The following is an 18,920-nucleotide window of genomic DNA, read 5'->3' on the forward strand; positions in this document are numbered from 1 at the left end:
AACAAATTAATCGGGGGGTTACGATCTTTACAATGAAGAAAAAATTCGGAGTTAAACATCTAATGATGGTATTTATGGCCTTTACATTATTGTTCGCAACAGTGGGAGTAGCGAATCCGGATTCTGCAGATGCAAGACGCGGTGGCGGATTCAAATCCGGTACAAAAAGTTATAGCAATACACCTAAGAAATCCGACAGCAATGTAAGCAAATCGAATACGAATAACAATTCCAGCAATGGAGCAGCTACAACGAACCGTGGCGGATTCTTCGGCGGTGGCGGCGGATTCATGAAAGGCATGATGCTTGGTGGTCTTGCTGGTATGATGTTTGGCGGATTGTTCGGTGGCATGGGCGCTCTGGGTAACATCCTTGGATTGCTCGTGAACGTTGCAGCAATTATGTTGATTGTTATGCTGGCTATGGCACTCTTCAGAGCCATCTCCAATCGTCGCAAACCTGCAGCGGATGGTCGTTATGACCGTCGCAATGATCGTGATGATGACCATAACAGAAATGGACGGTACTAATCTCTATGGTTCTGAGCATGGATGAAATTGTGAATGCAATCTGTATTCATATGGCAGAACGTAAAGGTGTACGTCCAACCGATGTGAATGTAGAACTGAGTTGGGAAGAAGATACAGGTTATTCCGCTGAAGTTTGGATTCAAGGCCGTAGTCAATATCTGGTGGAGTCCAATATGATTGAAGCGATTCTTCGTTACCTGCACAGTGAATACAACATCCGGGCGTACCGTGAGAATGTACGACTTGATCTGGATGAAGAAATCACAGCGATCGTTAATCAATAAGATAGGTCACTCACTGGCCTGATATACGAAAGGCCGCCTCCCCTCTGTCGCCTGACAGAGATGGAAGGCGGTCTTTTTGTTTCTGTATTTGTAGCTCTATTTGTGCGTCTATTGTAGTCTCTATACGTCTCTGTGTTACGTTCTAATTCTTGGAAACTACGATTGAAGTTTAACCAGGCTGTAGTTCTTCTTACCTTTACGGATAATGATGAATTTACCGCCAATGGCATGCTCTGCCGACACTGTGAATTCAAGCTCCGTGATTTTCTCACCGTTCATGGAGATCGCGCCTTTAGTGACATCCTCACGCGCCTGGCGTTTGGATGGCTCCAACCCCAGATCTACGAGCCAGTCGACGATATTTTTCGCTTCCCCGTCCGTTTCGAATGTTGGCATTTCCTTGAAACCCTGCTCGATTTCATCTGCTGTCAGGGAACGGATATCACCACTGAACAGCGCCGCTGTAATACGCTTAGCCTGTTCGAGCATTTCTTCGCCGTGAACGAATTTTGTCATTTCTTCCGCGAGTGCTTTCTGTGCTTCACGTCTGTGCGGCTCTGTCTCTACCTTTTCAGCCAAAGCTTCGATTTGTTCTTTGCTGAGGAAAGTAAAGTATTTCAAGTATTTAATGACATCACGGTCATCTGTATTCGCCCAGAACTGGTAGAACTCAAATGGTGTTGTTTTGTTCGGGTCAAGCCAGATTGCGCCGCCAGCTGTTTTACCAAATTTGGTACCGTCGGATTTGAGCATGAGTGGAATGGTCAGACCGTACGCCTTCGCTTCAGATCCTTCTTTTTTACGAATCAGATCAAGACCACTTGTGATGTTACCCCATTGATCCGAACCACCGATTTGAAGCTGTACATCTTCGTTCTGGAACAGGTGCAGGTAGTCGAGTGATTGAAGGATCTGGTAGGAAAACTCGGTGAACGAGATTCCGCCTTCCAATCTGCTCGCAACCACATCCTTAGCCAACATTGTGTTAAGGTTAAAGTTTTTGCCGTAGTCACGCAAGAATTCAATCACATTGATTTTGTGTGTCCAATCGTAGTTGTTCACCATGCGAACCTGATTATCACCGTCTGTTACGAACAACTTCTTCATCTGCGCTGTCAGTGCATCCACATTCTCCTGCACTTGCTCCATCGTTTGCAAAGAACGCTCAGCCTGCCGACCACTTGGATCACCAATCGTTCCTGTAGCTCCACCAATCAGAATGACTGGACGGTGTCCTGCCAGTTGAAAACGTTTCAGCATCATGAATGGAATGAGATGTCCGATATGCATGCTGTCCCCCGTAGGGTCAACGCCGCAGTACAATGAGATTGATTTGGTTTCGGTCAACTCACGCAGTCCCTCTGCATCTGTCTGCTGGTTAATGGCGTCACGCCACTGTAGTTCATCAATAATATTCATGTGTATAACCCCTTTTCTATCCTCAAGATTCAGTCATGATCTACGTTAAAATACGAAATTACACGCTGGAACGGCTTTTTTGGACACAAAAAAATCGCCTCCTTGTCTTCATTAGACACAGGGACGATTATCATAACCGTGGTACCACCCAAATTGCATGGACAACACGTGAGCTTAACACGTTATCCATACCACTTTTGGCAATATATCGTTTGCCCATCCGCTTGGCATTACCCAAGTACTCCAGAGTGTAATTCGCAGCCCTTGTATGTATCAGGTTCCATCAACCCCTGACTTTCTGTAACAGGGACAAAGCCGCTACTGCGCTCTATCAACGTGATTCATGTATTCAATTTATAGCAAGTATAGCCGAACGTTTCAGTCATTGCAAGACCAAGTATACAATCTTTGAACTGAACCACGGATGCACAGTTGAAACCAGATTATATAATCATCATGTTCAATTTTCCGTGATAATAACCATACGCTTTCTCCGCGACCTGATCCTCATTGTTCCAAAACTGCAGATCTAACGCATCTAACTGCTGCTCTTGTTCCTTTGTCAGGAATTTAGGTATATCCCATAGTTCAGTAAGCCTTTCATCCTCTTTCAAGTGCTCAATGCAGCCATATGCTGACGTTATAATCTCCACGACTTGAGTCGCATCAATGATATGTAATGCCCGCAACGCGTAACGGTATACCTCTTCCCCCCAGTTGCAGAAAAACTGTATAAAACCGCCATTAAAGACATCCGCCTCTAACAGCCATAAAGCAGCAATGTCCTGCTCGTTCGAAGTCAACGAAGCCCAGCCCTGTTCAAATTCATTCTTTTTTTCGACAAATAACACAGCAAAGTCATACCATACATCATTAATATCTTGCTCGCTCATGTAACACACCTCACTTTTCTTTATGCATGCTCTCCAACTCCTGACGTTTACCCGCCTGATGCCAATGTGAATACGGATCACCGATCTGCTGGAAGGCTTCCTGAACACCCCTGTTCAGGTCCTTCATCACTTCATTTGTATAGTTCAAATGCGTCTCTTTATTATCCACGCCATTTCGTTCCAACAATCCTACATGCGTCGCGGTGAAAATAATATCCTCCAGCACCCAATAGATGACTTCATCCGGCTGTTTCACCCGTTTCTCCAATGAAACGAGACCACGTTCGTATATTCGAACGATATACGCATCTTCTTCAGCCTCTACATAAGGCACCCCATCCCACTTAAAGCTCTCAAACAAGCGGTTAACATAGTTCTGCATCTGTTCCCTAGGGAAAGATGTACGCTCTAAAAGCTGTAAAAGGATGTCTGCCAATTGTTGTTTGCTTAACATGTTGGACATGAATGCACCTGCCTCTATAAAGTAACGTCGATGACAGAATGAAAAAATGAAAAAGCTGCCCAAGGCAGCCTCTTCATTCCATACTGTTCAATCAGGTCCCACAAAAAGTCTGATACGAAGTATTGCATTGTGCAGGTAGTTCGGCATATTCAGCCTGCTCAGGTGAGTGCGCAAACGGATCTGAAAGAACTGCCAAAAGCTTCTGCATCACGCTAAGATCTCCGTGGTTCTCCGCTTGCTCAAGGGCTTCCTCAACCCGATGATTGCGGGGAATGACGGCTGGATTGTTCGTTCTCATCAACTCCCGAGAGACTTCCTTCGCCCCTTGCTGTCTGTCCAATCTTGCTTGCCACCGCTCATTCCATTCAGCAAATTCTGCCGTGCCAAACAAAGCTGTCCCTTCCAACCTATCAAAGGTCAATGCCAGGAACGTATTGGTGTAATCTGCACTATGCTTTTCCATGAGTTCAAGAAGCTCCTTGATCAACGCTTCATCTTCGGCCTCTTCATCGGACAAGCCCAGTTTGGCACGCATTCCCTTGAGCCAATGATGATGGTACAATTCAGAAAATTGTGCGATAGCATCCTGAGCGAGTTGCACGGCCTGTTCTTCATCTTCATGCAGCAACGGCAGAAGCGTCTCGGCAAAACGAGCCAAATTCCACCCCGCAATATACGGTTGATTACCATAAGCATAGCGACCTTGCCTGTCAATGGAGCTAAATACGGTTGAAGGATTGTAAGCATCCATAAAGGCGCACGGACCATAATCGATGGTCTCACCACTGATCGCCATGTTATCCGTGTTCATCACGCCATGAATGAAACCAACACGCTGCCATTGGGCAATGAGTGCCGCCTGCCGTTTAATTACTTCCTGAAGGAGCAAAAGATAGCGATTCTCAGCTTGGGCAACATCAGGAAAATGTCGATGCAACGTATAATCAGCCAACGCCCGAAGATCGTCGATAGATCCCCATCTGGCTGCATACTGGAAGGTTGCTACCCGGATATGACTGGAAGCCACCCGGGTTAAAATGGCACCCGGCCGCTCTGTTTCACGGATAATGTTTTCTCCTGTTGATACCACCGCCAGACTGCGTGTCGTTGGAATACCCAGTGCATACATCGCTTCACTAATAATATACTCACGCAACATGGGCCCTACAGCAGCACGTCCATCTCCCCCACGGGAGTAGGGTGTTCTTCCTGATCCTTTGAGCTGGATATCCACTCGCTCGCCCTGTGGCGTAATCTGTTCACCCAGCAGCAAAGCACGTCCATCTCCAAGCATGTTAAAATTGCCAAATTGATGTCCTGCATAGGCCTGAGCCAAAGGCTCGGCTCCTTCCGGAATCGAATTACCTGCAAAAATTTGCGCTCCTTCATCACTGTCAAGAGACTCCACATCCAGTCCTAGGCTGGATGCAAGCAGTCGATTGAAAATGATCAGCTTTGGTGATTCAACAGGCACTGCGCCCTGACTTGTAAAAAAGGGTTGCGGTAACTTCGCATAACTATTCTCCAAGTTCCACCCTTTGTTCAATGTTTCTTGTTGCATGGTGATCACAACTCCTTTTCTGTACCCCAGGGATATCCCTTGGTTATATTGTAGCCTTGTGAACCAATGCTCATTTATGTAGTCGCATGGAAATTCAATGTAAGATGTTGTTGACTTAAACGAACATCTAAAATGTTCTTGATGAAACTTTAGCATATTTGCATGCCTTTTGCATTCCTCATGAATCGTAAGCACAAAAAAATCCAAGAGATTTCTTTGCCAAGTGGAATCAGTGTCTTTCACTCCACTTCCCAGAAAACCCTCTTGGATCTATTCCTCTTACTACCAGATGACACATCTGTTATTACAAAGATTACGTGTGTGCTTCTTGAGCCTGTACAGGCTGTACTGGCAAGCTCTCTTTTTTCAAAGCAAGGTTAAAGAAGACATTAAGCAGGATCGCTGACAGGCTTCCCGTGATAATACCATCGCTAACAATAATCCGAATACTTTGAGGAAGCTGGGCAAACAGGTCGGGTACAGCAGTAACGCCGAGCCCAAGTGAAACGGAGCAAGCCACGATCAATAGATTGGATTGTTTGCCAAAGTCGACGTTTTGTAGCATTTTGATCCCGGATGAGACGACCATTCCAAACAGGACAACAGTCGCTCCTCCGAGGACAGCACTTGGAATAATGGTTGCAAAAGCAGCTACCTTCGGAATGAGTCCCAGAAAGATTAGAATACCTCCGGCTGCAACCACCACATTGGTCGTTTTCACCTTGGAGAGCTGAACCAAACCGACATTCTGAGCAAATGTATTGTATGGAAAGGCATTGAATATGCCACCTAGAACAAACGCGAGACCTTCTGCGCGATATCCCCGTGCCAGATCTTTTTCGTTGATCGGTTGATCACAGATTTTGCTCAAAGCCATAAATACACCTGTTGATTCGATGATAACCACCGTACCTACAATAATCATTGTAATGATTGGGCCTATTTCGAAGGTAGGCCATCCAAAGTAAAAGGGTTGAGGCAAATGGAACCAGGAGGCTTCCTGTACAGAGGCAAAATTCACTTTTCCCATGATGGCTGCGATGAGGGTTCCCACAATAATACCAAGGAGAACAGCCAGGGATTTAACAAAACCACGAGCATATCGATTCAGGATTAGAATGAACAGTAATACACCAAATGAAAGCGCCAAATTGTCCAAACTTCCGAAATTCTCGCTGTTTGCTCCACCCGCCATGTTTTTAATGCCGGTTGGGATTAGCGCAAGACCGATAATGGTTACCACTGTACCGATCACAACTGGCGGAAACAATTTGACGATTTTGCTAAAAAATACGGCAAAGATGACGATAAACAACCCCGCTGCGATGATCGACCCATATATGGCAGGAATTCCGTATTGCGATCCAATCGCAATCATGGGTGTCACTGCTACAAAAGAACTTCCGAGCACCGCTGGCAAACCAATACCCAAATACTTCCCTTTTCGAGCCTGAAGCCATGTTGCAATCCCACACGTTAACAGATCAATGGATACCAGATACGCCAACTGCTCTGCAGTCAGATTTAATGCTCTGCCCACAAGCAAAGGCACCAGAATTGCTCCCGCATACATCGCGAGTACGTGCTGAATACCCAGTGAAAAAACTCTCATCTTTTTGGTTTCTTTCATCCCAAGTTGCCCCCCTGAAATTAGAATCAACAGAACCGCTGCAAAATCATGTTATGTTGATTCACATTATATAAACTATTCAGGGAAGTTCCATGATTCATAACATAGAATTGTGATAAGAGATAAAGAGCCCAACTAAAATTGGGCGTGTTATACAAAAGGTACTCTCAAACGGTTTATGTCGCGTTATATTAGTTGACACTAAAATTTTCAAATAATCCTTTAAACTCAGAAGCAATGAAACATGAACTTGGGATGTAACTTCAGTGATTCATGTTAATGCATAATGTCAGAACATCACTTCTTTCATATTCTCAGCTTGTCGAGTTAAGAGGTTTGATGTTAAAACGTTGCTCCATTACTTCTCCGTTCTGGTGAACCCTCTCCGTAAAAAACACTTCTTCTCTGTTCATCAGAACAACGGATGAAGCTCTGGTCCCATAGTCGAATTTCTCACTTCTAACGAAGATGGGAGAAAGCAAGCGTTCCCATTCCAATGGAACACCTGTATGAGGCAGAAGTTCATCCACTGAAGGATCTGTCATTTGCAGCAAGCCTAATATTTGTTCTGTGAGGGGAGCTTCGTCCTCCCCTTGGATTATTTTTTCCAGCCCTTCTTTCCCACGTTTCAACTTGGGCCAATCTGTATTAATCAAGTGATTACTAATCCCGTATATTCCCGGTTTCAACTTCATCACAACATTACCCACATTAGAATAATAATAGAGGTCGTCAGGATCACCCACTAACAAATTGTAGCCAGGATAATCATTGCGACTTTGCTCCGCATGTTGCATATATTGCTTGGGGGTGGACGTTCCCTTTAAAAAATCAGCAACCAGATCTCCTCTTGAGCCCTTGGCATGTACCTCTTCATTCGGATCACGATAATTCGTGACAGCAGCCAGACGCCCCTCTGTGGTTACGCCCATCCAAGTTCCCATTTTCGACAAATCCCGGCCAGCCAATATATGAGGATAGTCTTCCCAATAGTGTGCTTGAGCCGTAGGTCTGTGATAGAATTCATCCCTATTTGATCCCAATATAAGTGGATACTTTGGATGCATGTTGTAAGCAAATAAAATTAAACACATGGGAATCTTCAACTCCTATATTGGTTAAACCTCTAATTTTGCGCCTTATATCGCATAATCAACCACAATTACATCTTCCACCCAACCATCGAGGGACGCTACAAATGCCTGATGAGCAGGATGTGGACCATAGGCGCGTAATGCCTCCTGATCTTCAAACGTCACTCTCAATCCAATCGTGTAACCTTGAATACGGTCCGTTTCTTCCGTTGCATTAATTCCTGCGGTCAGCCCGACAATCCCCGGGATTTGTTCCTGTAACGCGAGTAATTGATCCACCCAATCCTGCTGTTTGGCTAACGTGGTTTTATCGTTAAATTTAAAACAACCAAATGTTCAAACATCTTGTTATTCCTCCCATGTCCATTCGAATAGTCATGCAATTTCGTTAAATGAAGTTAATTCAACAATTCCAATCCGCCCATCATATAGGGTACGACTCTGTTGGCTAATTCAGCCGGGGATTCCTGCCCTCCTTCAATATTCCATCGATATGTCATCCCATAGATCGACCAACTCAGCATGGTTGCAGTAATTTTCAGTGTTTTGGGATCTACATCTCCCGCTACTTTGCTCATTAATTCAAGAAGGAATTGCTCCAGCTGTGTCTTGATGTTTTCTTCAATAATTGGCGCAACTGTCTCATATTTTTTGATGCATCCATTACTTGAGACGTGATAATCACATAATGAAAATATAAGCTGCTGTATGGTTTCGGCTGATAACCGGGCATCCGGGTCTACCCTTTTCGTTACATATTCCATAAAAGCATCCGATAACAAGGCTTCAAGCAATGCATATTTATCCTGAAAATGGGCGTAGAATGTAGCCCTGTTAATTGTGGCTTGTTCCGTAATGTTTTGAATCGTAATGCTGTTGAAATTTTTAAGATTCAATTGGTTTAAAAACGCATCAAGAATTAATTGACGCGTGCGGATTACACGCGGATCATTCGAGTTTGGAGACAATACACCAGACATGCCCCAATCCTCCTTTGTACACAAAATATTTGGCTAGACTCCTTCATTATAGATAAGTGTTATTTGTTCAACAAGTGAAAGTAAGTGCACAGACACCATACAATAATCAGTGTCTTTCGCTTAAGCAACAAAATGCTCCGATTGTTGGTTGAGCATGCCTATAGACCTTGTTAAGATTGCACTCGTACCCGCTTGAAGGTGCAACATAATGGAGGTGCTTAGTTTGAGTGATCAACAACATAACGTTATTTCTACCGAGTTTCTGTTTCAACCATACACCGTTTCAAAGTTAACCCTGTCCTCGCGCATCGTCATGTCCCCCATGGCTCGTGCCTTCTCCCCGGATGGTATCCCGGGCCCCGATGTAGCTGCATATTATCGTCGGCGTGCCGAGCATGGTGTTGGACTCATTATTACCGAAGGTGCGACCATTGAGCATCCATCATCATCAAGTGAGCCTAGAATCCCTCATATGTATGGAGAAGCAGCTCTTCAAGGCTGGGCTGAAGTGGTCGAACAAGTCCATCAAGCCGGCGGCAAAATCTTCCCTCAGATTTTACACATGGGAATCGTTCGTCCTTCAGGATCTAACCCACACCCGGAAGCTGCCTCACTGAGTCCATCGGGAGTTGATATGGAAGGTACTCAAGTAGGTGAGCCCATGACGGAGACAGAGATCGCAACTGTGATTCAAGCTTATGCAGATGCAGCAGCCAATGCGCAAAGTATTGGTTTTGACGGAATTGAACTTCACGGTGCGCACGGTTTTCTAATCGATCAGTTTTTCTGGAAAACAACGAATAGGAGAACGGACTGCTATGGTGGTGACCTTCAGAAACGAACTCAATTCGCGGTTGAACTTGTAATGGCAGTTCGGGCTGCGGTAGGTCCTGATTTCCCTATTGCGATGCGGATCTCCCAATGGAAGATGGATGATTATCAAGCCAGACTGTTCGACACACCCGAACAACTGGGACAATTCCTCAGCTTGTTGGTTGACGCAGGTGTAGATATCTTCCACTGCTCGACACGACGCTTCTGGGAGCCCGAGTTCGAAGGATCTAATCTTGGATTTGCAGGTTGGGTAAGAAAACTGAGTGGCCAAACCACAATTACCGTTGGTTCTGTGGGTATGCCAGATGAGTCTGAAGCAGGAGCAGATAAAGCAACACATCCAGGTATGGGCGAACTCATGAAGCGATATGAGCAACAGGAATTTGATCTGGTAGCTGTGGGACGTGCACTCCTTGGTGATCCGGCATGGGCTGCCAAAATACGCGAAGGACGTGTATCCGAGATACAGGCTTTTACACCTGAAGCACTCGCTACGTTACACTAAGAACAATTACTAATTGTTCAAGACATTTTTTCTCCCATATATATAGGCTTGAACTCATGAATCAACTATACTTAGCAAAGGGCTCGCTTTCCTTCCGGGATTGCGGGTATTTTGTTTTTAGAGATATCTGTCTGTTCAAACACTTCGAGCAATAGCAATATCGTTCAAGAAAATTCCTTCTTTGCAACCTATAATGATCTTAACTTACCAGAAAGAAGGTGCATCATGACACGGGAAGTCCGGACTGTAGTATTTGATACCGACTTACAGCTAGAAGCTTATCAATTTGAAGGCATTATGCAGAAGTTTCCCAATCATTTTCATGACTATTACGTCATTGGATTCATTGAACAAGGCAAGCGACACCTCGTCTGCAACAACGAAGAATACATTCTGAATAGCGGAGACATGATTGTTTTTAATCCACATGATCCTCATGCCTGCGAACAGGTGGATGGAAGAACCCTCGATTATCGCTGTATCAATGTCCAGCCTGAGGTTATGCGAGAGTATGCGAGAGAGATTACTGGACAAGCTTACTTGCCACGGTTTACATCCCCCGTTCTCTACCAAAGTGAACTTGTGGGTTCCCTGCACGAGCTGCATCAGATGATTCTAGAGGAGCAATCGGATTTCTGCAAAGAAGAATTGTTACTCTTACTACTGGATCAATTGCTACGAGATTATTCGGATGCTGAACCGCCTGTTTCCACACAGGATGTTACCTTGGAGATCAGACGCATATGTGATTACATAGAATCTCATTACATGGAGAGCATCTCGCTGAACGATTTAACCGATTTGACGGAGATGAGCAAATACCACCTGCTGCGTTTATTCACCCGCCAGAAAGGGATATCACCTTACCGTTATCTGGAGACGATTCGCATTAATCAAGCCAAACGTCTGCTGGAACAAGGTCTGCTTCCGATTGAAGTAGCCGCACAGACAGGATTCAGTGACCAGAGCCATTTCACGAATTTTTTCAAAAAACTGATTGGCCTGACACCCAAGCAATATAGACGGATCTTCAATCATGATTCGGAGTTGAAACGTACCACCACTAACATCGTATGACAAGTCATCTTGGTCATCAAAACACTAAAGCCTCTACCGGACATTTACTCGCTTTGTTTACTATACTTATCTGGGGAACTACCTTTGTCTCTACGAAGGTTCTGTTGATTGATTTCACTCCTGTAGAAATTTTATTTTTCCGTTTCCTGATCGGGTATTTGGCACTGTTATTGATCTATCCACGTTCACTGCGGATCGCCTCATTCAGAGAAGAATGGTTATTTATCGGAGCAGGCATATGCGGGGTGACGTTATATTTTCTTATTGAAAATATTGCTCTGGTGTACACAACAGCTTCCAACGTGGGTGTCATTGTCTCCATTGCCCCGTTCTTCACTGCCGTGCTCGCACATTTCTTCTTGGATGGAGAAAAGTTAACTCGCCGCTTTATTATCAGATTCGGGATTGCCCTGAGCGGCATCATACTCATCGCATTGAACGGCAGTTTCATTCTGCAACTCAATCCGCTAGGCGATCTGCTTGCTTTCATAGCACCCGCGGTATGGGCAATTTATTCTGTGTTGATGCGGAAAATTGGCGAGCTTTGTTATCACACCACTGGTGCGACTCGCAAAGTGTTCTTCTATGGCCTGATCTTCATGTTACCAGCTCTGTTCCTATTTGAATTCCATTGGGATCTTGGACGCTTCACGAATATGACCAATCTATCCAATATTATATACCTCGGCCTGGGTGCCTCCGCGTTGTGTTTCGTGACCTGGAACCGAGTCGTTAATCTTCTTGGCGCTATCAAAACGAGTGTCTACATCTATCTGGTGCCTGTCATTACTGTCGTGTCATCTGCACTGATTCTTCAGGAACGGATAACCTGGGTGACCATACTCGGGGCGTTCTTAACCTTACTCGGATCTTACATTTCAGAGCGAAAAAGGTAAGCCATTCAACAACAAAGACACTAATCCAGGCAGGGGTTAGTGTCTGATTCTTTTTTTAAGTTATAAACGTTTATTGTGACTGAACACCGTTGCGTTGACATGCAGCAGAACTCATTTTATCTCATTCAATTGAGAGATCAGAATCTCCAGTTCCTCTTGCTCCAGATGACGCCATTGGCCCCGCTCTAATTGATCGAGCTTAATATTCATAATTCGGACGCGCTCCAGCTTCAACACGCGATACCCCAAGGCTTTGCACATTCTGCGGATCTGCAGGTTGAGACCCTGTGTCAAAATAATACGAAATACATCCTCACTTTGCCTATACACTTCGCACGGCTTGGTCACCACGTCCAAAATCTCAACTCCTTCGGACATGGAATGTACAAATTCGTCTGTTATGGGTTTGTCTACAGTCACTACATATTCTTTATCATGATTATGCTCTGAACGCATCATCTTGTTCACAATGCCTCCGTCATTCGTTAGCAAAATCAACCCCTCAGATGCCTTATCCAGCCTGCCTATGGCAAATATGCGAGAAGGATAATTCATAAATTTGATGATATTCCCCTCTACGTGTTCTGCTGCGGTGCAGACAATACCGATGGGTTTATTTAGAGCAATATAGACAGGTTCGCTGTCATTACGAGGGATCTGCTTCCCATCAATGAGTACCACATCGAGTGGTTCAACATCCGCCCCTTTTTCACATACTCTGCCATTGATCGTTATGCGCCCAGCTGCAATTAATCGGTTCGTTTCCCGACGGGAGCAGAATCCCGTTTCACTTATGTATTTGTTAATTAGCATATGTCACCACTTCTCATCTATAATATTGCCACTGGTTCTTAGAGTGCTGGTACGTTCATTCGCATCGTGCAATGAGTTAGTACCTTGTACTGATTTTCATTCCACATCATCTCATTTATACTGAAACGAAGCAATGAATGGTTATATAAAAACACATACACCGTTACATAGGAAAGCCCAAATACACTCTGGAAGGAGTTTCTCATGTACAAAGTTACTCGATTTACAGTTGACCCCGATGATCCCAACCAAGACTCTGGCATGTGGATTGGTGGAGAAACTGCATACGTTTCCGACTGGCCACTCAACTCTGATGGTCAGCCTTTATTGCATCTGTTCTCCATCAATTGTAATACACTTTCACAGCAGGTCCATATCCCATCTTTACCACAAGATAAATATATCTCAGTCTTCTCGACCTACTCCGTCTCCGAATATTTTCTGGATCAGGTAATCTATACGGGAGATAAGCTGGAATGGAACGAGAATATTCTTGCCGGAAGCACTTATGTCTCGGTATCTTCGCATCCACTTACTTCCGTATGTCCCGTTCCACCCATTCCGTTAAGCGGCGTACGTTTGATTGAAACGGAGTTAGACGATGAGGCGTTCCCTGCATTTTCATTTTTCTCTCCCACTTTACCAAACGGTGTGAAAGGAATTGACCATTTGCTAGAGGAACATCAACTGGTGTGTCAAATATATTCCGGAGATTTTCCTGAGCCTTATCGGGATATATTGGGTCTTCCCGATGCAAATGGTTATTTATTTTTGCGAAAGGGTCCCGCGTCTGCTTACGCACCATTCGATGGAATTTTCTTTGTACAGACTGCTTAATAGCGATACGTGGAAGTCAGGTATCATCATATAAAACGGTTAATCAGAACGTTTCCCGTCTACTCAGACAGGGAACTTTTTTTATATATGCACATTTTACTATTCTCGATCAATACAGATGCCAAATCCTGTTAAACGGTCATATGAATTGGATCATATTTATCCTTTCGACACGAAATCGTTTTAGATGAAACTTAGCACGAGAAATATTTCTCTTCATCAAAATTTAACATTATTTTACAACAAAAAGCATGTACATTTGTGCATTTATGGTATAAGTTATATATGAAATAAACATTAATTACATAATATAAAATTTTTATCCAACTAGGAGGCGGGCTTTTGAAAAGAATATTCGCTCTAAGCTGCGGTTTTTATCTGTTAATCGGCATAACCAGCGTTGTGCTCGGTGCACTTCTCCCTGTTTTATTGTCACATTATGAGCGCGGTTACAGTGATGGCGGATTTTTGTTATTTCTGCAGTTTCTTGGATTTCTTGTCGGTGTAATCGCAGCTCCTACCCTGACAGCCCGTATCGGAAGAAAAGCGATGCTGACCCTTGCACTGATCTGTATTGTAGCCGCCTATATATTACTCGGTTTTCTGCCATCCTGGTCTGTAGTTCTTCTTCTAACGATTATCGTAGGTTTCGGTTCAGGTATCATCGAACCCTCTGTAGGTGCTTTCACGATCGAATTCACTGAGAATCAGAAGGCGGTCGCCATGTCCAAGCTGGATGTCTTCTTTGCTCTTGGAGCACTTCTCATCCCGGCTGTTGCTGCTTTATTCATCTGGATGGAGCTGTGGCATCTTACTTTTTATACGGTCGCCGTGTTGTCACTGATTCTCATGCTGCTGTGGATCACAATGCCCCGGCCAGCCGCACTGTATCTGGAACAGGCTGGCGAGAATACAGTGGCACATGCAGCAGGTAAAGCCCAATATTCGAGAAAACATCTGGGTCTGCTGACAATCTTCGTCATCTTCTTTTTCATCTACATGGGATTGGAACTGGGATTGATGAACTTCCTGCCCTCCATTCTCGTAGAACGACTGCACCTTCAGGAATCTGTTGCATCGCTGAGTGTCTCCATCCTGTGGATTGCGATGATCATCGGTCGTCTTTTCTCCGGAAAAATAGCGGAAGCCGTCAACTATATGCCTTTCCTGATCTGGAGTACGGTTGGCACGCTTTTGTTTACGGTCGCTATGGTATTTGTAACTGGACAGTGGGCAACGTATGTGCTCATCTTCGGAACCGGTCTGTTCATGTCAGGGCTGTTCTGTATCGCACTTGTCTATGCAAATGTTCTGATTCCCGGCATGACCGAGCGGACAACCAGTATCCTGATCGCATCGGGGGGGATTGGAGGTGCCATCTTGCAGTATGTGACTGGATGGAGTATGAGCACAGGTCCTGTCGTGAATACGATCTGGATTTTGGCCGGATTCTGTCTGATCTTGCTTGTTACTTTGATGGTCTCTCATCTATGGACTGTAAAAAATAATGCAGTACGTGCTGCTCTCGCACAACATAGCAAGGAAATGTAAACATCGTTTCTTAAGGGAGGTGATGCCCGCATCATCCGGGATTTTTTGAGCTTCGTTCGAGCTAGTACACCATTACAATTGGAGGAAATCGTATGCAAACTTTAACCAACAACCGCTTCATAGCCGGAAAAGGGATTAAGTTGATTGACGATTCAGGTGTTGAATACCTGGACGGCGTGTCGGGAACATTCAATCTGTCACTGGGCTATAATCACCCACATGTAGTCAGCAAAATTCAGGAACAAGTCGGCAATCTGACGCATATGTCTTCCTCCTTCACTGAACCGTACGTAAATGAAGTACTTGATCACTTAATCGAATATGCTCCAAACGACATTAATGCCGGATGGATGCGGGATATCACTGGTTCAACTGCCAACGAATGTGCAACCAAAATTGCACAGAAGTATACCGAATCGACAGACATCATCAGCCTGTATCTATCCCATCATGGGCAGACCCAATTTGCCACCGGGATTTCAGGGAATGCCTTCCGGCGGAAACGCTTCCCCAATTCGGCTGTGGCTAACGCGGTCCATGTACCTGCCCCATACTGTTTTCGTTGCCCATTCAAATCCTCAAATGGAGACTGCGCCTATCAATGCGTTGAAGCTATATCTGATGCGATAGAATATGCAAGTTCCGGCTCAGTCGCCTGCATGATCATCGAGCCCATTCTCGGGAATGGCGGCAATATCATTCCTCCTGCCGGATATTTCAAACGTCTGCGTAAACTGTGTGATGAGTACAATATTATTCTTATTGCCGACGAAGTGCAGACAGGAATCGGTCGTACCGGAACCATGTTTGCCAGCGAACTGTTTGATATCCAGCCTGACATGATTACCCTTGCGAAAGGTCTTGGCGGGATCGGCGTACCTGTTGCTGCGGTGTTAATGCAATCCCGGCTGAACGTGCTCGAAAAGCACGAACACTCCTTCACCTCAGGAAGTAATCTGATCTCCGTAACCGCTGCCAAATCCACATTGGAAGTGGTATCCGAACCCGGCTTCCTGGATGCGGTGAAACGCAAAGGTGAAATTTTGGGTGAATTGCTGCATGAATTGGCTATGAAATACCCAAGTATCGGTGAAGCTCGTGGTGTCGGGTTAATGTGGGGGCTCGAGATTGTAGGTGACGGTAATGAACCGGATACGCTCAAAACCAATGCCATTGTTGACCGTGCTTTTACAGATGAGCATCTAATCTTGAGAAGTTCAAGATATGGATTTGGCAACGTTGTTAAGGTCCGGCCTTCCCTTACTACAACCGAAGACGAACTGGTAGAGATCGTGGAGCGACTGGATTCAGTGCTCGCCAGCGTTAATTAAAACATTTCAATGCAACTGTTCGAAGTGGTCGTTTCGGTTACGAATCGTTCTTATGATCGCTGTTATCCACGGATTTTCTTGATTTCCCTTTCCCAAGGGAAAAATCCGTTGATAAAGGCGCACGCTTCGCTTCTCCAGAATCGATTTCGTCCCCTTCACTACTTTCGTATCTTGAAAAAACTGTTTAAGATGAATCGCTATATTTATATTTTATATAATTATAAGGAGGTTATATCATGCTTGCATTGGTATACAAATCGGCTTGGGATGTGGCGCTTGAGGAACGGCCTGTCCCGGAAATTACAAGAGATAATCAGGTGTTGGTTCGTATTCGGGCGACAGGTGTATGTGGTACCGATCTCGGTATTGTCAGCGGCAAATATCATGCAGTTCCTTCTGTCATTCTCGGTCATGAGTCTGCCGGGGAAGTCATTGATGTTGGCTCTGCGGTAACGACATTACAACCGGGCGACCGTGTTGTGATCGATCCTACCTACTTTTGCGGACAATGTGACATGTGCAGAACAGGCAGACAAAATCATTGCACACACAAGTCTGTTACCGAGACAGGTGTGAGTGCTGACGGAACATTTACAGATTATTATGTGACCGAGGATCGTTTTTTGTACAAATTGAAGGACCATGTGAGCTATGAAGAAGCAACTTTGACGGAACCACTCAGCTGTATGCTGACGGGGATTAATCAGATTCATCTACTGCCGAATTTCAGAACAATCATCCTTGGTGCAGGCCCGATTGGCATTCTGTACAGCTACGCGCTCGCTTCCAAAGGGGTTACCGGCTGTCTGGTCGACATCTCCGAAGAACGCTTAGCTATTGCCGGTTCCATTGCACCAGAACGTTGGGAGGTTCATTCATCCTTCGAAAATGCAATAGAATCACTGTCACCCGCAACCCATCAGGTCGATATGATTGTGGATACAACTGGCGTTGTGGGCACACAAGTGCTATCCCAGCTCGCCAGCGGCGGTTACCTGATGCTGGTTGGTCTGAGAGATGGAAACACATCCTTCAATCCCAAGGAAGTTGTGGACCGCAGTCTAAAAATTATTGGTTCCATTGATTCTCTGGGAACATTTGCAACCGCACATTATATGATTGAACAAGGGATTATTCCGGCAAAAAAAATCATCACCCACTCCTTCCCGTTGGAGGATTACGAAGAAGCATTCCGCACACTTGGCTGCGATATTCAGGGACGCACACTTCAAGCCTCTTCACATGCCATTAAAGTTGTGCTGCAATCCAGCGGTTCCAGTTTCTAAAGTGGAACGTCAACCATGAATGGACTACATTAGAGATATATGTATACACAATCCTGGAGGAGGAATACACATGGCAGCGAACAAAGAATCTAACGGACTGGGAGCCCCCAATGATGACATCATTCAAGCGGTCATTTTTGACATGGATGGTGTACTGATTGACAGTGAACCGATTTATTTCGAGATTGAGCGCAGCTCATTTTCCCATTTTGGAGCAAGAGTGACTGATGAAGAACATCATACCTATGTTGGAGTTACGCTGGAATCCATGTGGCAGCAAGTACTGGACAAACATCAGCTGACAGCTACGCTGGAAGAAATATTTGCTTATCATCAGCACAATGTGATGCAAACCATGCTTGCCCATCCGAATCTCACGGCAATGCCTTCCTTAGAACGCTGGTTAAGTTGGCTGCATGAGCAACATGTACCCATAGCTGTAGCTTCTTCCTCTCCACGTGCACTGATTGATTTGATCATGGACAAAACCGCTCTTGGACAATACTTTGAGGTGCGAATGACAGGTGAGGAAGTTACACACGGCAAGCCGGCACCAGATATTTTCCTGACCACCGCTGAGATGATCGGTGCATCCCCTTCGAATTGTCTGGTAATCGAGGACTCGCTTAATGGTGTTCAGGCCGCCAAAAGTGCAGGCATGCGCTGTATCGGATATCGCAATCCGGGATCAGGCAATCAGGACTTGTCCAAAGCCGATCTTCAGATTTCCAGTTACGATGAGTTATGGACATTGAAGAATACACTGCCCTTTGAAGGCAGATTGCCAAGCTTGTCAAAGTTTCGCTGAGAAGATCGTAATAAAAAAGATCGTAATTTAGGAATGAGTATTCAGAAAAAAACAACCCAAACGGCTTCAATTCATTCGAATTGGAGCTGTTTGGGTTTTGCTTGCTGCAATGGGTGTTACATGAGGAC

The 18,920-nt window shown here is 45.0% G+C and carries 19 protein-coding genes and 1 other annotated feature; of the genes, 10 read left to right on the plus strand and 9 right to left on the minus strand.

Features of this window, described 5'->3' with window-relative positions; genetic code table 11:
* Positions 1–32: 32 nt before the first annotated feature.
* Positions 33–530 carry a hypothetical protein gene (locus tag MHB43_RS19150; RefSeq protein WP_221821710.1) on the plus strand — a complete coding sequence of 166 codons (498 nt, stop codon included), beginning with the start codon at positions 33–35 and terminating at the stop codon, positions 528–530.
* Positions 531–535: 5 nt separating this feature from the next.
* On the plus strand, positions 536–814 hold the full coding sequence (locus tag MHB43_RS19155) for a YxcD family protein (RefSeq protein WP_017687903.1): 279 nt from the start codon (positions 536–538) through the stop codon (positions 812–814).
* 156 nt (positions 815–970) lie between these two features.
* Here the strand turns inward: MHB43_RS19155 and tyrS are convergent, their stop codons facing one another.
* From tyrS to MHB43_RS19195, 8 genes are all read right to left on the minus strand, one after another.
* Positions 971–2,233 carry a tyrosine--tRNA ligase gene (gene tyrS / locus MHB43_RS19160; protein WP_036672932.1) on the minus strand — a complete coding sequence of 421 codons (1,263 nt, stop codon included), beginning with the start codon at positions 2,231–2,233 and terminating at the stop codon, positions 971–973.
* A 116-nt stretch (positions 2,234–2,349) separates the two neighbouring features.
* Positions 2,350–2,577, minus strand: a binding site (T-box leader).
* Positions 2,578–2,676: 99 nt separating this feature from the next.
* Complete coding sequence (locus MHB43_RS19165) at positions 2,677–3,126, minus strand: DUF4375 domain-containing protein (RefSeq protein ID WP_221821711.1); 450 nt, start codon at positions 3,124–3,126, stop codon at positions 2,677–2,679.
* Between the two features lie 10 nt (positions 3,127–3,136).
* A complete protein-coding gene (locus MHB43_RS19170) occupies positions 3,137–3,589 on the minus strand; it encodes an Imm63 family immunity protein (RefSeq protein WP_221821712.1) in 453 nt (150 codons plus the stop codon).
* A gap of 91 nt (positions 3,590–3,680) precedes the next feature.
* On the minus strand, positions 3,681–5,150 hold the full coding sequence (locus MHB43_RS19175; protein WP_221821713.1) for a YdiU family protein: 1,470 nt from the start codon (positions 5,148–5,150) through the stop codon (positions 3,681–3,683).
* Positions 5,151–5,463: 313 nt separating this feature from the next.
* Entirely contained in the window at positions 5,464–6,780 is a 1,317-nt protein-coding gene (locus tag MHB43_RS19180; protein WP_221821715.1) for a nucleobase:cation symporter-2 family protein, read from the minus strand.
* Positions 6,781–7,094: 314 nt separating this feature from the next.
* Positions 7,095–7,874, minus strand: a complete 780-nt coding sequence (locus MHB43_RS19185; protein WP_405117722.1) for an NRDE family protein — start codon at positions 7,872–7,874, stop codon at positions 7,095–7,097.
* Positions 7,875–7,919: 45 nt separating this feature from the next.
* Positions 7,920–8,153: a Dabb family protein gene (locus MHB43_RS19190; RefSeq protein WP_405117723.1), complete on the minus strand. Its 234-nt coding sequence runs from the start codon at positions 8,151–8,153 to the stop codon at positions 7,920–7,922.
* Positions 8,154–8,272: 119 nt separating this feature from the next.
* Positions 8,273–8,854: a TetR/AcrR family transcriptional regulator gene (locus MHB43_RS19195; RefSeq protein ID WP_076317587.1), complete on the minus strand. Its 582-nt coding sequence runs from the start codon at positions 8,852–8,854 to the stop codon at positions 8,273–8,275.
* Positions 8,855–9,077: 223 nt separating this feature from the next.
* On the opposite strand from MHB43_RS19195, the gene MHB43_RS19200 reads away from it, so the two are divergent.
* From MHB43_RS19200 to MHB43_RS19210, 3 genes are all read left to right on the plus strand, one after another.
* On the plus strand, positions 9,078–10,193 hold the full coding sequence (locus MHB43_RS19200) for an NADH:flavin oxidoreductase (protein WP_405117724.1): 1,116 nt from the start codon (positions 9,078–9,080) through the stop codon (positions 10,191–10,193).
* 225 nt (positions 10,194–10,418) lie between these two features.
* A complete protein-coding gene (locus tag MHB43_RS19205) occupies positions 10,419–11,270 on the plus strand; it encodes an AraC family ligand binding domain-containing protein (protein WP_405117725.1) in 852 nt (283 codons plus the stop codon).
* Complete coding sequence (locus MHB43_RS19210) at positions 11,267–12,166, plus strand: DMT family transporter (protein ID WP_405117726.1); 900 nt, start codon at positions 11,267–11,269, stop codon at positions 12,164–12,166. The genes MHB43_RS19205 and MHB43_RS19210 overlap by 4 nt, the downstream gene beginning before the upstream one ends.
* 111 nt (positions 12,167–12,277) lie before the next feature.
* Here the strand turns inward: MHB43_RS19210 and MHB43_RS19215 are convergent, their stop codons facing one another.
* Positions 12,278–12,979, minus strand: a complete 702-nt coding sequence (locus tag MHB43_RS19215; protein WP_405117727.1) for a pseudouridine synthase — start codon at positions 12,977–12,979, stop codon at positions 12,278–12,280.
* Positions 12,980–13,183: 204 nt separating this feature from the next.
* On the opposite strand from MHB43_RS19215, the gene MHB43_RS19220 reads away from it, so the two are divergent.
* The 5 genes from MHB43_RS19220 (at position 13,184) to MHB43_RS19240 (ending at position 18,792) form a co-directional block, all read left to right on the plus strand.
* Entirely contained in the window at positions 13,184–13,816 is a 633-nt protein-coding gene (locus tag MHB43_RS19220; RefSeq protein ID WP_405117728.1) for a hypothetical protein, read from the plus strand.
* A 342-nt stretch (positions 13,817–14,158) separates the two neighbouring features.
* Positions 14,159–15,367: an MFS transporter gene (locus MHB43_RS19225; protein ID WP_405117729.1), complete on the plus strand. Its 1,209-nt coding sequence runs from the start codon at positions 14,159–14,161 to the stop codon at positions 15,365–15,367.
* A gap of 92 nt (positions 15,368–15,459) precedes the next feature.
* Entirely contained in the window at positions 15,460–16,698 is a 1,239-nt protein-coding gene (locus MHB43_RS19230) for an aspartate aminotransferase family protein (protein WP_339177219.1), read from the plus strand.
* Positions 16,699–16,934: 236 nt separating this feature from the next.
* On the plus strand, positions 16,935–17,984 hold the full coding sequence (locus MHB43_RS19235) for a zinc-binding dehydrogenase (RefSeq protein WP_405117730.1): 1,050 nt from the start codon (positions 16,935–16,937) through the stop codon (positions 17,982–17,984).
* A gap of 70 nt (positions 17,985–18,054) precedes the next feature.
* Positions 18,055–18,792 carry an HAD family hydrolase gene (locus tag MHB43_RS19240; RefSeq protein ID WP_405117731.1) on the plus strand — a complete coding sequence of 246 codons (738 nt, stop codon included), beginning with the start codon at positions 18,055–18,057 and terminating at the stop codon, positions 18,790–18,792.
* Positions 18,793–18,920 lie beyond the last annotated feature (128 nt).

It is taken from the genome of Paenibacillus sp. FSL H8-0317, assembly GCF_045040685.1.
Lineage (GTDB): Bacteria > Bacillota > Bacilli > Paenibacillales > Paenibacillaceae > Paenibacillus.

Bases quoted from the DNA above. Each gene is read 5' to 3' on its own strand.
- tyrS (WP_036672932.1), bottom strand. From the start codon at position 2,233: ATGAATATTATTGATGAACTACAGTGGCGTGACGCCATTAACCAGCAG.
- MHB43_RS19195 (WP_076317587.1), bottom strand. From the start codon at position 8,854: ATGTCTGGTGTATTGTCTCCAAACTCGAATGATCCGCGTGTAATCCGC.
- MHB43_RS19230 (WP_339177219.1), top strand. From the start codon at position 15,460: ATGCAAACTTTAACCAACAACCGCTTCATAGCCGGAAAAGGGATTAAG.
- MHB43_RS19165 (WP_221821711.1), bottom strand. From the start codon at position 3,126: ATGAGCGAGCAAGATATTAATGATGTATGGTATGACTTTGCTGTGTTA.
- MHB43_RS19180 (WP_221821715.1), bottom strand. From the start codon at position 6,780: ATGAAAGAAACCAAAAAGATGAGAGTTTTTTCACTGGGTATTCAGCAC.
- MHB43_RS19185 (WP_405117722.1), bottom strand. From the start codon at position 7,874: ATGTGTTTAATTTTATTTGCTTACAACATGCATCCAAAGTATCCACTT.
- MHB43_RS19205 (WP_405117725.1), top strand. From the start codon at position 10,419: ATGACACGGGAAGTCCGGACTGTAGTATTTGATACCGACTTACAGCTA.
- MHB43_RS19155 (WP_017687903.1), top strand. From the start codon at position 536: ATGGTTCTGAGCATGGATGAAATTGTGAATGCAATCTGTATTCATATG.
- MHB43_RS19215 (WP_405117727.1), bottom strand. From the start codon at position 12,979: ATGCTAATTAACAAATACATAAGTGAAACGGGATTCTGCTCCCGTCGG.
- MHB43_RS19210 (WP_405117726.1), top strand. From the start codon at position 11,267: ATGACAAGTCATCTTGGTCATCAAAACACTAAAGCCTCTACCGGACAT.
- MHB43_RS19235 (WP_405117730.1), top strand. From the start codon at position 16,935: ATGCTTGCATTGGTATACAAATCGGCTTGGGATGTGGCGCTTGAGGAA.
- MHB43_RS19240 (WP_405117731.1), top strand. From the start codon at position 18,055: ATGGCAGCGAACAAAGAATCTAACGGACTGGGAGCCCCCAATGATGAC.
- MHB43_RS19150 (WP_221821710.1), top strand. From the start codon at position 33: ATGAAGAAAAAATTCGGAGTTAAACATCTAATGATGGTATTTATGGCC.
- MHB43_RS19175 (WP_221821713.1), bottom strand. From the start codon at position 5,150: ATGCAACAAGAAACATTGAACAAAGGGTGGAACTTGGAGAATAGTTAT.
- MHB43_RS19220 (WP_405117728.1), top strand. From the start codon at position 13,184: ATGTACAAAGTTACTCGATTTACAGTTGACCCCGATGATCCCAACCAA.
- MHB43_RS19170 (WP_221821712.1), bottom strand. From the start codon at position 3,589: ATGTCCAACATGTTAAGCAAACAACAATTGGCAGACATCCTTTTACAG.